Origin of the sequence: Actinacidiphila cocklensis (genome assembly GCF_907177275.1) — a bacterium.
Classification (GTDB): Bacteria; Actinomycetota; Actinomycetes; order Streptomycetales; family Streptomycetaceae; genus Actinacidiphila; species Actinacidiphila cocklensis.
Window position 1 is genome coordinate 52,446 of record NZ_CAJSLV010000002.1, and the last position, 13,550, is coordinate 65,995.

Sequence of the window (13,550 nt, forward strand, 5' to 3'; positions counted from 1 at the left end):
GGAGGAACGCCCCGTATGGACACCCCGACCCGAGACCCGAGCGCCGTCCCCCGCCTGCTGCGGGCCGCGGTGGCGAGGCTGCGGGCCAAGGACCCAGGACTGGCCGCCACCCGCAGAGCAGCTCGCGGCGCCATCGTGATGCCCGCGCTCTTCGCGCTGTGCAGCCAGGTCATCGGCTCGCCCGCGATGGCCAGCTTCGCCGCCTTCGGCGCCTTCTCGATGCTGCTGCTCGTCGACTTCAGCGGCCCCGTGGTGCAGATGCTGCGCGCCCACGCGGCCCTCGCCGTGGCCTGGTCGGCGCTGATCTGCCTGGGCACCGCGGTCTCCACGCTGCCCTGGCTCAGCGTGGCGACCATGGTCGTGGTCGGCTTCGCGGTGCTCTTCTCCGGCATCGTCAGCTCCGTGCTGGCCGGTGCCACCACCGCGCTGCTGCTCGGCTTCATCCTCCCGGTGTCGCTGTCGGCACCGCTGTCCGCGCTGCCCGACCGGCTGGCCGGCGGCGGACTGGCCACCGTCGCCTCGATGCTCGCCGTCACCCTGCTGTGGCCGCGCTCCGCCACCGACCCGCTGGACAAGCCCGCCGCCGACGTCTGCCGGGCTGTCGCCGTACGGCTGCGCGTCGACGCCGCCTTGGTGCTCGGCCCCGACAGGCCCACCGCCGCGACCTGCAAGGAGGCCACCGAGGGCGCCGCACAGGCCGCGGACAAGCTGCGCCGGGCCTTCGACTCCACGCCCTACCGCCCGACCGGCCTGTCCACCGGCGCCCGCGCCGTGGTCCGGCTGGTCGACGAGCTCACCTGGCTCACCGCGATCGTGGCCCACAGCGGCACGCCGCAGGACACCGCCCGCGGCCACGTGACCGCGGCCTGCCTGGCCAAACAGGCCGCCGCGCGCACCCTCGACGAGGCCGCGGACCTGCTGGAGGGCCGGCACACCGACCCGGCGGCGCTGCGGGATGCCGTGGCCGAGCTGCACGAGGCCCTGGACGCGATAGAGCGGGACGCCACCAGCCGGCTGCCGGCGCAGCAGGAGGCGCCCGGCGGCGAGCAGGACGTCACCGACTTCCTCAGCTCCCTGGACGTCTCGTTCCGCAGCCAGGAGCTGAGCTACGCGGTGCTGCAGATCGCCGCCAACGTCGACCTCGCGGCGGCGGCCGAGGGCCGCGGCTGGGGAGCCCGGCTGCTCGGCCGCGAGCCCGGCGGCCTGGCCGGCCCGCTCGCCTCCGCGCGGGAACGCGCCACCGCCCACCTCGACCTGCACTCGGTGTGGCTGCACAACAGCGTCCGCGGCGCCGTGGGCCTCGGCCTGGCGGTGACCCTCACCGAAGTGACCAGCGTCCAGCACTCCTTCTGGGTGGTGCTCGGCGCGCTGTCGGTGCTGCGCTCCAACGCCCTGAACACCGGCCAGAACGCGGTACGCGGGCTGGCCGGCACGGTCGTCGGCTCGATCATCGGAGCGGGGCTGCTCCAGCTGATCGGCCACAACAGCGATCTGCTCTGGTTCCTGCTGCCGATCGCGGTCCTCATCGCCGGCGTCGCGCCCGCCGCCATCTCCTTCGCCGCGGGGCAGGCCGCCTTCACCGTCACCCTGGTGATCCTCTTCAACATCGGCCAGGTTCCCGACTGGAGGGTCGGCCTCTTCCGGGTCGAGGACATCGCCCTGGGCTGCGCGGTCAGCATCGTGGTCGGCGTGTTCTTCTGGCCGCGCGGCGCCGCCGCGGCGATGGACAGGGCCATGGCGGAGGCGTACGCCGACAGCGCGGACTACCTGGCAGGGGCGGTGGACTACGCGGTGGGGTGCTGCACCGCGGGACCCGAGCCGGCGGCGGCCCCGCTGGCGGCCGGGCGGCAGGCCGCCGCCTCGGCCCGCCGCCTCGACGACGCCTTCCGCAGTTACCTGGCCGAGCGCGGCCCCAAGCCGGTGCCGCTCGCCGAAATGACGACGCTGGTCACCGGCGTGGTGGGGCTGCGGCTCGCCGCGGACGCGGTGCTGGGCATGTGGCAGCGGGCCGGCGACGTGCACAGTGACGCCGAGCGGGCGGCGGCCCGCTCGGAACTGCTGTCCGGGGCGGACCGGGTCTCCGGCTGGTACCACGGCCTGGCCGACGGCCTCACCGGGCGCAGCCCCGTCCCCGCGCCCCTGCAGCAAGACGTCGCGGCCGACGGTCGCCTGGTCGAGGCGGTCCGGCGGGACCTGCGCGACGAGCGCGGGCGCGCGACCGCGACGGCCGTCCGCATCATCTGGACCGGCGACCACCTGGACGCGGCCCGCCGCCTCCAGACCTCCCTGGCCACCTCCGCCCAGGCCCTTCCCTGACCCCCGGCCGGCGCCCTGGGGCGGGTCCGCGCAGAACCGTCCGGCCGCCGGTGCCCCGCCCGTCGGGCCCGCGACGGGACTGTGCGGACCCGCCCCCGCAGGCCACGGTCCCGGGGGACGGGTGGCCGTCGGGGCGCGGGCCTGGTTGGCTGGAGGGGGACGGGGGTCATCCCCCTTCGCGGGAAGCGAGGCCAGGACCATGGCGACGACAGACGAAACCCACCGGCACATACGCCAGCTCCGCGCCCAGGCGGACAAGCTGGCCGCCGACGCGGAACACGCCGCGAACGCGGCGGAACGCACCCGCCTCCAGCGCCGAGCGCAGCAGTTGGAGTCGGACAGCGATCAGGAGAGCATGATGGCGGCCGGGGACATCTACCCCGCGCAGTGATCCACTCCTGTCCGCCCGACCGCAAGGACACGACCGATGAGCGACCAGCCGCCACCGCACCTGCCCACCGCGTTCGGGAACTACCAGAACGACATCTATCTGCGCGCCCTCGGCGGCGTACTTCCCGACCTGCCGATGACGTATGCCGAGCTGGAGGCCCGCGCCGCCGAGGCGATGCCGCCGTCCCTGGTGTCGTACGTCGCGGGCGGCGCGGGCGACGAGGCCACGCAGCGGGCGAACGTCGAGGCCTTCGCCCGCTGGGGCCTGTACCCGCGGATGTTCGTCGGCGCCCGGGAGCGCGACCTGTCCGTCGAGCTGTTCGGCCGGACCTGGCCCTCCCCGCTGTTCATGGCCCCGATCGGGGTCATCGGGCTGTGCGCCCAGGACGGGCACGGCGACCTCGCCACCGCACGCGCCGCGGTCAGGACCGGCGTGCCGATGATCGCCTCGACGCTGAGCGTCGACCCGCTGGAGGACGTGGCGGCGGAACTGGGCAGCGCCCCCGGCTTCTTCCAGCTGTACACACCCACCGACCGGGACCTCGCGGAGAGCCTGGTCCGCCGGGCGGAGAAGGCGGGCTACACCGCGATCGTCGTCACCCTCGACACGTGGGTCACCGGCTGGCGCCCGCGCGACCTGGCGACCGGTAACTTTCCGCAGCTGCGCGGCCACTGCCTGGCCAACTACTTCACCGACCCGGTCTTCCACCGCCTGCTCGGCAAGCACCCGCAGGATGACCCGCAGGGCGCGATCCTGCTCTGGACCAGGCTCTTCGGCAACGCCCTGACCTGGGACGACCTCGCCTGGCTGCGGTCGCTGACGCGGCTGCCGCTGATCGTCAAGGGCATCTGCCACCCCGACGACGTGCGCCGCGCCAAGGACGGCGGCGTGGACGCCGTCTACTGCTCCAACCACGGCGGCCGCCAGGCCAACGGCGGCCTGCCCGCCCTCGCCGTGCTGCCCGATGTCGTCGCCGCCGCCGACGGGCTCCCGGTGCTGTTCGACTCCGGTGTGCGCTCGGGCGCCGACCTGGTCAAGGCGCTGGCGCTGGGGGCGACCGCGGTGGGCATCGGCCGCCCGTACGCGTACGGCTGCGCGCTCGGCGGCACCGACGGCATCGTCCACGTGCTGAAGACCGTACTGGCCGAGGCCGACCTGATCATGGCCGTCGACGGCTACCCGACCCGCGCCGACCTCACCCCGGGCAGCCTGCGCCTCCTGCCGTGACTGCGGGCGTGCGCAGGGGCGTTGTCAGTGCCGGATGCGACGCTGCACTCATGACCACCTGGAATCTGCTGGACCTGGACAGGGCGCTGCGCGCGTCCTGGGCCGCCGACACCTGCTCGCCGGACGACCTGCTGCGGGGGGAGTGGCGGGCGGACAACCCCGCCTGGGGCCACTGCGACATCAGCGCGCTGCTCGTCCACGACCTGTTCGGCGGCGACCTGCTGGTCGGCGAGGTCCACCTCGACGGCGAGCAGCACGGCTTCCACTGGTGGAACGCACTGCCCAGCGGCATACAGATCGACATGACCAGCGAGCAGTTCCTGCGCGGCCAGCAGGTGACCGGAACCCGCGTCGTGACCCGCCCGCCCGGGCCGCTGCCGCGCCGCTGGGAGGAGTACCTGCTGCTGCGCGAGCGCGTCGCGCGGCACCTCGGCCCGCTGCCCGAGCCGGACGCCATGGTGCACCCGGCCGGTGCGGGGGCCGCGGCCGTGTCGATTCCGGGTCCCGCCCGTTCGTCGGAAGGGTGACAGGGGGCCGCACCGGGTCCCCGCGACGGTACGGACAGTACGAAGGGACGGATGGCCATGGCGCGCTATCTGCTGCTCATCCACGACCGCGAGGCCGACTACGAGGCGGCCGACGACACCGCCCGCCGGGCGCTCGACGTGGCGCACGACGCCTTCAGCCGCGAGCACAAGGACGTCATCGTGGCCAGTGAGCACCTCAAGCCCACGTCGACGGCGACCGTGGTGCGCGAGGACGGTGCGGGCGGCCACCTCGTGACGGACGGCCCCTACGCGGAGACCAAGGAGGCGCTGGGCGGCTACTACATCATCGAGGTGTCCGACCTCGACGCCGCGCTCGCGGTGGCGAAGCGGCTGCCCTTCTTCGGCAGGACCGGCGACGCCGCGGTGGAGGTACGCCCGCTGTTCTGACCGGGGCCGGGGCCGGGGCGGTCGCCATGGCACCCCCGGCCCCGCCGCCCGCCGCCTGCGACGGGGAGAAAGGAGGCAGGGCCATGCCCGCCGATCCGCCGCCCCGCGGCCCGGGGAAGGCCGCGGCCGCCCGCGCGGTCGCCGAGGCCCACCGCGGGGAGTGGGCCTTCGTGCTGGCCGCGACGGTCAGGGTCACCCGCGACCTCGACCTCGCCGAGGAGTGCGTGCAGGACGCCTACGCGAAGGCCCTGGTGGCCTGGGCGTCCGGCGGCATCCCGGCCAGGCCCGGAGCCTGGCTGACCACCGCGGCCCGCAACCGGGCCGTGGACGTCATCCGCCGCAACGCCTTCATCCGTACGGCGCTGCCGCTGCTCGCCGACGACGAGCCGGTCACCGGTCCCGCCGACGGGCAGGACATCCCCGACGAGCGGCTGCGGCTGATCTTCACCTGCTGCCACCCGGCCCTCGCCCCGCAGGACCGGGTGGCGCTGACGCTGCGGCTGGTCTGCGGGCTGACGACGGCGGAGACCGCCCGCGCGTTCCTGGTCGGCGAGACCGCCATGGCGGCCAGGATCACCCGGGCGAAGAAGAAGATCACCGCGGCCCGTATCCCGTACCGGATCCCGGACTCCGAGGACCTGCCCGAGCGGGTCGACGCGGTACTGACGGTGGTCGACCTGCTGTTCACCACCGGGCATGTCGCCCCCGACGGTCCCGAACTGCTGCGCACCGACCTCATCGCCCGGGCCGCCGGCCTGGCCGCGATGCTCGGCGACCTGCTGCCGGGTGACGCGGAGGTGGCAGGGCTGCGCGCACTGATCCTGCTGACCGACGCCCGCAGGGCGGCCCGGCTCGACACCGCGGGCGCCCCGGTCCTGCTCGCCGACCAGGACCGCGGTCGCTGGGACCGTGCGGCCATCGCCGAGGGCCTGGTGCTGGTCCGCCGCGCGCTGCGCCGCCGGCCGCCCGGGCCGTTCGGGCTGCGTGCCGCGATCGCGGCGGTGCACGCCGAGGCGCCCACGTGGGAGGAGACGGACTGGCAGGAGATCGTCGGCCTGTACGACCTGCTGCTCCGCCGCCGCCCCACGCCGGTGGCCGCCCTGAACCGCGCGGTCGCCGTCGGCTTCGCCCACGGCCCCATGGCGGGCCTCGCCGCCCTGGACGCCCTCGCGCACGACCCGCGGCTCGCCGCCTACCCCTACGCGTCCGTCGCCCGCGGCGAGTTCCTCGACCGCCTCGGCCGGGCGGCCGAGGCCGGCACGGCCTACCGGGAGGCCCTGCTCCACACCGCGAACGCGGTAGAGCGGGAATTCCTGCTCGACCGGATTGCTCAAATCGAACTCAGATAACGAGGAAGTCATGGACAGGCAAACTTCTGGTGGACTACTGTCCAGCCGTTCGCCAAGAACTCACAGTAAAGCGGACGCCTCCCATCGAAGCCGGGTCATTTCGCGACCCCGCAGTGAAAGAGGAAAAAAATGGTCAAGACCACGTTAATCCGCCTTGCCGTCATCGGTGCCGCAGCTGCCACCATGTTCGTCACCACGACGAACTCCGCCCTGGCTGACACCGACAAGACCATCTACCTCCCGGACGGCCGCGGCTACATGAAATTCATCGACGACGGGGACGTCTTCGTCATATGTGACACCAGAGTGGACGACCACGGCGTCACGGGCACGTTGAGCAAGCAGTGGCTCACCGGAAACATCGCCCCGCTGTGGTCGGAACAGGACGGCGGCGACGCCGGCTGCGACAAGTACCCCTACAACATCGGCAACGACGGCTGGTACCAGATGCAACTCGACTGGAACGGCACCGGCGGCCGCGTCTTCTCCGGATGGTTCAACGAATAGTCCGGTATTTCGTGCGGCCGATCCGGCAGGGGAATTCACGCCGATCGGTTCCGCCCAGGGATAATGCAGGCTTTCCCGCTCCGAATCGGCGACCGCGCGCCGGGGAGCTAGGCCGTACCGGTGACCGGCCGGTTCGGGACGTCAGTCGGCGATCTGCCGCGCGAACCGGTCCTGCGCAGCCTCCCCGCTGGTGCTGAACGCGCGGCCGATCGTCTCCCACGACACCAAACCCCTGCGGGCCGCCCTGGCCGCGTCCGCGCTGTACCGCGGCGCCGCGCTCTCCACGCGGGCCGCGATCCGCAGGGCGGTGACCGGCCGGCTCTCCGACAGCTCCTCGATCCTGCGCTGGAGCGCGCCGAGCAGCTGCTCCACGTCGTACGGCACCAGGCCCTCCGCCGCCGTGGCGTGCCCGTCCCAGTCCGCGTACGGGCCGGCCTCCGCCTCGTGCCCTTCGGTCGCCTCGTCGTCGCCGAAGTCGACCGGGTGCGTGGCGCTGCCGCGCCACCCGCACGTGCACGCCCCTCTGACGCCCACCGCCCGCGGCCCGTCCGCCCCGTTGCAGGCCCACCACGGCATACGGCCGCCGGGCCGCGGAGCGGGCTCGCCGCCGTCCGCGAGCACCGCCGTCACATAGCCCTCGTGCCGCCCAGTCTCGTCGACCCAGCTCATGCCTCAGCCCTTCGCCGCCGGAACGTGCGTCCAGATTCCCCAACACACCGTCAGGACGTCAAGGAAACCCTGACAAAGGCCCTCGAACGTGACCGCTGCCCCCGGTCGTCCGTTCGGCCCGGGCGGCACGACGCCCCGTGCGGCCGGGCCACCGGTTCCTTTGCCGCCGTCGTGAGGTCTTCCCCCGTGCTTGGACCACAGGTGCCCGGACCTTCGGGCACCCGGAACCACGGAACGAGGACGCACATGGACACGCTGACCGGCAGGACCGCACTGGTGACCGGCGGCAGCCGCGGGATCGGGGCGGCCGTCGCGCTGCGGCTCGCACAGGAGGGCGCGGCGGTGGCGCTGACGTACGTCAACTCCGCCGACAAGGCGGAGGCGGTCGCCGGCAAGATCGTGGCCGACGGCGGCCGGGCACTGGCCGTCAGGGCCGACGCCGCCGACCCGGAGGCGCCCGCGGACGCGGTCGAGCGGACCGTACGCGAGCTGGGCGGGATCGACATCCTGGTCAACAACGCCGGCATCTTCATCGGCGGGACGCTGGAGGACCACACCGTCGACGAGCTGGACCGCATCCTCGCGGTGAACATACGCGCGGTCTTCCTGGCCTCGCAGGCCGCGGCCCGGCACATGCCCGAGGGCGGCAGGATCGTGACGATCGGCAGCGCGCTGACCGATCACGTACCGGCCCCGGGCCTGACGCTCTACTCGATGTCCAAGGCCGCACTGACCGGCCTGACCCGGGGTCTCGCCCGCGACCTGGCACCGCGCGGCATCAACGCCTCGGTGGTGCACGCGGGCCTCGTCGACACCGAGATGAACCCCGCGGACGGCCCGGCCGCGGAGTTCATGCGGCAGATCCCCGCGCTCGGCCGCTACGGGGCCGCGGCGGAGGTGGCCGACGCGGTGGCCTTCCTCGCCGGTAACGGCGGGCGGTACATCACGGGCTCCGTGCTCACGGTCGACGGCGGCTTCTCCGCCTGAACCCGGGGGCTTCTGCCACTACCCGCACTCCCGGCGATCAGGACGACGTCGAGGGTGCGGGGGCCGTGGACGCCTTTCGACGTGGCCGAGCTCGATGCCGCTGGTGGCGGGGGGCCGGAGATCCACGTCATGGGGTGCCGGGGGTGCGGACGCCGGAGGCTCACCGGCCGGCCCCGGAGATCAGGGGGCGGCCGGACCCCGCGGCCAGCCGGGCCTCGGCGGCGGCCCAGCCGCGGCCGTCGCCCTGCGGGCGGTAGTGCCGCAACTGCTTTGTCTCCGCGACGAGTTGCCGCATCTCCGCCAGGCCGCCGACCAGACCGCGGGCGCGTGCCTGCAGCAGGACGTTGCCGATCGCGGTGGCCTCCGCGGGTCCGGCGACGACCGGCAAACCGGTGGCGTCGGCGGTCAGTTGGCAGAGCAGCGCGTTGCGGCTGCCGCCGCCGACGAGGTGGACGCGGGTGATGTCGCGGCCGGCGAGTTCCGCCGCCCGGTGCAGCACCCGGCGGTGCGCCAGGGCCAGGCTGTCCAGCACGCAGCGGATCACCGCGCCCGGTTCGGCAGGCGGGCGCCGTCCGGTGTGGACGCACGCGGCGGCGATGGTGGCGGGCATGTCGTCGGGGGCGAGGAACTCCGGTGCGTCCGGGTCGATCAGTGCCGCGAGCGGTTCGGCCCCGGCGGCCGCGGTGAGCAGCGGGGCCAGGGCGACCGGCCGGCCCTGCGCGGCCCAGGCGCGGCGGCACTCCTCGACCAGCCACATGCCCATGATGTTGCGCAGGTAGCGGACGGTGCCGTCGACACCGCGCTCGTTGGTGAAGCCGGCCGCCCGTGACTCCTCGGTGAGCACGGGCGCGTCCAGTTCCAGACCGGCCAGTGACCAGGTCCCGCAGGAGATGTACGCGGCGCCCGCGCCGGTCGCCGGCACCGCGGCCACCGCCGACGCCGTGTCGTGCGAGGCCACGGCGACCACGGGCGTGCCGGGGGCCAGCCCGGTGGCCGCGGTGACGTGCGGCAGCAGGGCGCCGGCCGGCGTGCCGGGTTCCCGCAGCGGCGGCAGCAGGGCGGGGTCGATCCCGGTGGCCGCCGCGATGTCCCGCGACCAGGTGCCGGTCCTGACGTCGAGCAGGCCGGTGGTGGAGGCGTTGGTGATCTCGGCGCCGACGGAGCCGGTGAGCCAGTACGCCAGCAGGTCGGGGACGAGCAACAGCGTGCGGGCAGCCGCGAGTTGGGCCGAGTCCCGAGCCGCCGCCAGCTGGAAGACCGTGTTGAAGGGCAGGTGCTGCAGCCCGGTGATGCCGTACAGCCGCCGCGCGCCGACCTGGTCGCGTACCCGTTCCGCGAGGCCCCGGGTGCGGTCGTCGCGGTAGTGGTGGGGCAGGCCGAGCAGCGCGCCGTCCGCGTCGAGCAGGCCGTAGTCCACCGCCCAGGTGTCGATGCCGACCGACGCCACAGGGCCGGTCCCTGCGGCTTCGCGCAGCCCGTCGAGCACGCCCTGGAAGAGCCCTGGCAGGTTCCAGTACAGCCCGGTGGGCAGCCGCAGCGGTGTGTTGGGGAAGCGGTGGACCTCGGTGAGGTCCAGGCCGCCCTGCCCCACCCGGCCGACGATCACCCGCCCGCTCGTCGCCCCCAGGTCCACCGCGGCGAAGGCGGTCGGGGCGGCGGACGCGGGCGGAGCGGTCGAGGTCACGGGGCATTCCTTCTGCGGGTGGGGGACAGGGCGGCGGACGGCGGCACCGCGGTGCGCGTCCCTGCTCAGCGGAGGAAGGCGGCTGCGACTCCGGCGTCGACGGGGATGTGGAGGCCGGTGGTGTGGGTGAGGTCGCCGGCGGTGAGGGCGTAGACGGCGTTTGCGACGTGTTCGGGGAGTACTTCTCGTTTGAGGAGGGTGCGTTGGGCGTAGTACTCGCCGAGTTCGGTTTCTTCGATTCCGTAGACGGCGGCGCGTTGGGCGCCCCAGCCGGCGGCGAAGATGCCGGAGCCGCGGACGACGCCGTCGGGGTTGATGCCGTTGACGCGGATGCCGTGTTCGCCGAGTTCGGCGGCCAGGAGGCGGACCTGGTGGGCTTGGTCGGCTTTGGTGGCGGAGTAGGCGATGTTGTTGGGTCCTGCGAACACGGCGTTTTTGGAGGCGATGTAGATGATGTCGCCGCCGAGGGCCTGCTGTGTCATGACGCGGGCTGCTTCGCGGGAGACGAGGAAGGAGCCGCGGGCCATGATGCGGTGCTGGAGGTCCCAGTCGGCTGCGGTGGTCTGCAGGAGGGGTTTGGACAGGGAGATCCCGGCGTTGTTGACGACCAGGTCGATCCCGCCGAAGGCGAGCAGGGCCTGTTCGAATGCGGCGGTGATCTGCTGTTCGTCGGTGACGTCGACGGTGACGGCCACCGCCTTGTCGGGGCCGCCCAACTCCTCGGCAACCGCCTTCGCGTTGTCGGTGTTGAGGTCGGCGATGACGACGCAGGCGCCTTCTGCGACGAGGCGGTGGGCGATGGCTTTGCCGATGCCGGAGCCTGCGCCGGTGACCAGGGCGATGCGGGTGGCCAGGGGTTTGGGTGTGGGCATGCGGCGGAGTTTGGCCTCTTCGAGTTCCCAGTACTCGATGCGGAACTTCTCCGACTCTTCGATGGGCCGGTAGGTGGAGAGGGCTTCGGCGCCGTGCATGACGTTGATGGCGTTGAGGTAGAACTCGCCGGCGACGCGGGCGGTCTGTTTGTCCTTGCCGAAGCTGAACATGCCCACTCCGGGGACGAGCACGATGGCGGGGTCGGCGCCGCGCATGGCGGGGGAGTGGGGTGTGGCGTGTCGCTGGTAGTAGGCGGCGTATTCGGCGCGGTAGGCGGTGTGGAGTTCACGCAGCCGGGCCGTGGTCTGCTCCAGGGGGGTGGTGGGGGGCAGGTCGAGGACCAGGGGTCGGACTTTGGTGCGCAGGAAGTGGTCGGGGCAGGAGGTGCCGAGTGCTGCGAGGCGGGGGTGTTCGGTGCGGGCCAGGAAGTCCAGTACTTCGGGGGTGTCGGTGAAGTGGCCGACCTGGGGGTGGTCGGTGGAGGCGAGCGAGCGGATCAGCGGGGTGAGTGCGGCGGCCCGTGACCTGCGCTCGGCGGGGGGCAGTGGCAGGTAGCCGTCCAGTACGGGGCCGAAGGGCTCGGGTCGGCCGTTGTTCGTGAGGAAGGCTTCGGCGGTGCGGATGATGTGCAGGGCGTTGCGTTCGCACTCCTCGGACGTGGCGCCCCAGGCGGTGATGCCGTGGCCGCCGAGGATGCAGCCGATGGCTTGGGGGTTGGCCTGTTTGATGGCGGCGATGTCCAGGCCGAGTTGGAACCCGGGGCGGCGCCAGGGTACCCAGGCCACGGTGTCGCCGAAGCATTGGGCGGTGAGTTTCTCGCCGTCTGCGGCGCAGGCCAGTGCGATGCCGGAGTCGGGGTGGAGGTGGTCGACGTGGGGTGCGTCGACCAGGCCGTGCATCGCGGTGTCGATCGAGGGTGCGGCGCCGCCTTTGCCGTGCAGGCAGTAGTCGAACGCGGGCACCATCTCGTCCTCGCGGTCCACGCCGGGGTAGACCTGCGCCAGGGCGCGGAGGCGGTCCAGGCGCAGCACGGCCAGGCCCGGCTCGGTCAGGGTGCCCAGGTCGCCGCCGGAGCCCTTGACCCACATCAACTCGACACCGGCGCCGGTCACCGGATCGGTCGCGCTGCCCTTGGCAGAGGTGTTGCCACCGGCGTAGTTGGTGTTGCGCGGATCCGAACCCAGCCGGTTCGAGCGCTCCAGCAGCGCTGCTACTTCGGGGGAGTGGGGCATGACGGTCGTCTTCCTTCGGGTCCGTGTCGGGTCGGAGTCGGGATCGGCCGGGCGGGTGCCGGGCCTGGCGTCGAGGTGCGGGTGCCGGACGTGGTGTCGAGGTGCGGGTGCCGGGGAACTACGCGCCCCAGCCGGCCTGTTCGCCGCCGACGCGGCCGGTGGCGATCTGCTGCTGCCAGCCCGAGTCGCGGTAGGCGGCCATCGGGTCGGGGTGCAGGCCCTGCTCCTTGCGTACCTCGGCCAGCAGCGGGCGGACGTCGGTGTTGTAGGCGTCCATCAGGACCGCGTTGGCCTCCAGCACGTCCCCCGCCGACTGGGCCGCGGCCAGCGCACCGGCGTCGACCAGCAGGGCCTTGGCGGTGGCCTCCTGGACGTTCATCACCGAGCGGATGATCGCCGGGATCTTCGCCTCGATGTTGTGGCACTGGTCGAGCATGAACGCCACACCCCTCTCCGGTTCCAGACCGCCGTTCTTCACCACCTCGTGCATGATCCGGAACAGCTGGAAGGGATCGGCCGCACCGACCATCAGATCGTCGTCGGCATAGAAGCGGGAGTTGAAGTCGAACCCGCCGAGCTTCCCCTCGCGCAGCAGGAACGCCACGATGAACTCGATGTTCGTACCCGGCGCATGATGCCCGGTGTCCACCACGACCTGCGCCTTCGGGCCGAGCTTGAGGCAGTGCGCATACGAGGTGCCCCAGTCCGGGACATCCGTCGCATAGAACGCCGGTTCGAACAGCTTGTACTCCAGCAGCATCCGCTGATCCGCGCCCAGCCGCTCGTAGACCGCCGCCAGCGCCTCGGCCAACCTGCCCTGCCGGGCGGCGATGTCGTCCTGGCCCGGGTAGTTCGTCCCGTCGGAGAACCACAGCTTCAGATCCCGCGAACCCGTGGCATCCATGATGTCCACGCACTCCAGCAGATGCCCCAAAGCCTTCCGCCGGACCACCGGATCGGGGTTGGTCACCGAACCGAGCTTGAAGTCGTCGTCCTGGAAGACGTTCGAGTTGATCGCACCCAGCCGGAGCCCCCGCTCCTCGGCATACGCCCGCAAAGCACCGTAGTCCTCGACCCGGTCCCACGGTATGTGCAACGCCACCACCGGAGCCGCACCCGTCGCCGCATGCACCTGCGCCGCATCGTCCAGCTTCTCGAACGGATCACGCGGCACCCCCTCCTGCCGGAACACCTTGAACCGGGTACCGGAGTTGCCGTACGCCCACGAAGGGGTCTCGATCCGCTGGGACTTCAGCGCCGCCCGGACGGCCGACAGATCAGGCATGGCAACCCCTGTGAATCGTTTCATTTAGCGGATACCGTAATGGTGAGGACGGCTTCTGTCAATGACTCGTGAAGCGATGAAATGGTTCACGTGGT

At 72.6% G+C, this 13,550-nt stretch carries 12 protein-coding genes; 8 read left to right on the top strand and 4 right to left on the bottom strand.

Annotated features, from left to right (window positions below; translation table 11 throughout):
* The first annotated feature begins 15 nt into the window (after positions 1-15).
* From NFU81_RS40730 to NFU81_RS02070, 7 genes are all read left to right on the top strand, one after another.
* The gene (locus NFU81_RS40730; RefSeq protein WP_274038162.1) at positions 16-2,316 is read left to right on the top strand and encodes an FUSC family protein; all 2,301 of its coding nucleotides are present in this window, start codon (positions 16-18) and stop codon (positions 2,314-2,316) included.
* 199 nt (positions 2,317-2,515) lie between these two features.
* A complete protein-coding gene (locus NFU81_RS02045; RefSeq protein WP_251484210.1) occupies positions 2,516-2,707 on the top strand; it encodes a DUF6381 family protein in 192 nt (63 codons plus the stop codon).
* Between the two features lie 36 nt (positions 2,708-2,743).
* A complete protein-coding gene (locus NFU81_RS02050; RefSeq protein WP_251484213.1) occupies positions 2,744-3,934 on the top strand; it encodes an alpha-hydroxy-acid oxidizing protein in 1,191 nt (396 codons plus the stop codon).
* A gap of 50 nt (positions 3,935-3,984) precedes the next feature.
* On the top strand, positions 3,985-4,461 hold the full coding sequence (locus NFU81_RS02055) for a YunG family protein (protein WP_251484215.1): 477 nt from the start codon (positions 3,985-3,987) through the stop codon (positions 4,459-4,461).
* A gap of 57 nt (positions 4,462-4,518) precedes the next feature.
* Positions 4,519-4,869, top strand: a complete 351-nt coding sequence (locus NFU81_RS02060; RefSeq protein ID WP_251484217.1) for a YciI family protein — start codon at positions 4,519-4,521, stop codon at positions 4,867-4,869.
* 83 nt (positions 4,870-4,952) lie between these two features.
* Entirely contained in the window at positions 4,953-6,218 is a 1,266-nt protein-coding gene (locus NFU81_RS02065) for an RNA polymerase sigma factor (protein WP_251484220.1), read from the top strand.
* Positions 6,219-6,347: 129 nt separating this feature from the next.
* Complete coding sequence (locus NFU81_RS02070) at positions 6,348-6,725, top strand: hypothetical protein (RefSeq protein ID WP_251484223.1); 378 nt, start codon at positions 6,348-6,350, stop codon at positions 6,723-6,725.
* 141 nt (positions 6,726-6,866) lie between these two features.
* Here the strand turns inward: NFU81_RS02070 and NFU81_RS02075 are convergent, their stop codons facing one another.
* Positions 6,867-7,394 carry a hypothetical protein gene (locus NFU81_RS02075; RefSeq protein WP_251484225.1) on the bottom strand — a complete coding sequence of 176 codons (528 nt, stop codon included), beginning with the start codon at positions 7,392-7,394 and terminating at the stop codon, positions 6,867-6,869.
* Positions 7,395-7,640: 246 nt separating this feature from the next.
* Between NFU81_RS02075 and NFU81_RS02080 the strand changes: the two genes are divergently transcribed.
* Positions 7,641-8,381, top strand: a complete 741-nt coding sequence (locus tag NFU81_RS02080; RefSeq protein WP_251484226.1) for an SDR family NAD(P)-dependent oxidoreductase — start codon at positions 7,641-7,643, stop codon at positions 8,379-8,381.
* Positions 8,382-8,541: 160 nt separating this feature from the next.
* Here the strand turns inward: NFU81_RS02080 and NFU81_RS02085 are convergent, their stop codons facing one another.
* The 3 genes from NFU81_RS02085 to rhaI form a co-directional block, all read right to left on the bottom strand.
* Complete coding sequence (locus tag NFU81_RS02085) at positions 8,542-10,065, bottom strand: rhamnulokinase (protein WP_251484228.1); 1,524 nt, start codon at positions 10,063-10,065, stop codon at positions 8,542-8,544.
* Between the two features lie 65 nt (positions 10,066-10,130).
* A complete protein-coding gene (locus tag NFU81_RS02090) occupies positions 10,131-12,170 on the bottom strand; it encodes a bifunctional aldolase/short-chain dehydrogenase (RefSeq protein ID WP_251484229.1) in 2,040 nt (679 codons plus the stop codon).
* Between the two features lie 118 nt (positions 12,171-12,288).
* Positions 12,289-13,455: an L-rhamnose isomerase gene (gene rhaI, locus NFU81_RS02095; protein WP_251484230.1), complete on the bottom strand. Its 1,167-nt coding sequence runs from the start codon at positions 13,453-13,455 to the stop codon at positions 12,289-12,291.
* Positions 13,456-13,550 lie beyond the last annotated feature (95 nt).

Excerpts from the sequence above, each read along its gene's own strand:
- NFU81_RS40730 (WP_274038162.1), top strand. The coding sequence starts at position 16 with ATGGACACCCCGACCCGAGACCCGAGCGCCGTCCCCCGCCTGCTGCGG.
- NFU81_RS02045 (WP_251484210.1), top strand. The coding sequence starts at position 2,516 with ATGGCGACGACAGACGAAACCCACCGGCACATACGCCAGCTCCGCGCC.
- NFU81_RS02050 (WP_251484213.1), top strand. The coding sequence starts at position 2,744 with ATGAGCGACCAGCCGCCACCGCACCTGCCCACCGCGTTCGGGAACTAC.
- NFU81_RS02055 (WP_251484215.1), top strand. The coding sequence starts at position 3,985 with ATGACCACCTGGAATCTGCTGGACCTGGACAGGGCGCTGCGCGCGTCC.
- NFU81_RS02060 (WP_251484217.1), top strand. The coding sequence starts at position 4,519 with ATGGCGCGCTATCTGCTGCTCATCCACGACCGCGAGGCCGACTACGAG.
- NFU81_RS02065 (WP_251484220.1), top strand. The coding sequence starts at position 4,953 with ATGCCCGCCGATCCGCCGCCCCGCGGCCCGGGGAAGGCCGCGGCCGCC.
- NFU81_RS02070 (WP_251484223.1), top strand. The coding sequence starts at position 6,348 with ATGGTCAAGACCACGTTAATCCGCCTTGCCGTCATCGGTGCCGCAGCT.
- NFU81_RS02075 (WP_251484225.1), bottom strand. The coding sequence starts at position 7,394 with ATGAGCTGGGTCGACGAGACTGGGCGGCACGAGGGCTATGTGACGGCG.
- NFU81_RS02080 (WP_251484226.1), top strand. The coding sequence starts at position 7,641 with ATGGACACGCTGACCGGCAGGACCGCACTGGTGACCGGCGGCAGCCGC.
- NFU81_RS02090 (WP_251484229.1), bottom strand. The coding sequence starts at position 12,170 with ATGCCCCACTCCCCCGAAGTAGCAGCGCTGCTGGAGCGCTCGAACCGG.
- rhaI (WP_251484230.1), bottom strand. The coding sequence starts at position 13,455 with ATGCCTGATCTGTCGGCCGTCCGGGCGGCGCTGAAGTCCCAGCGGATC.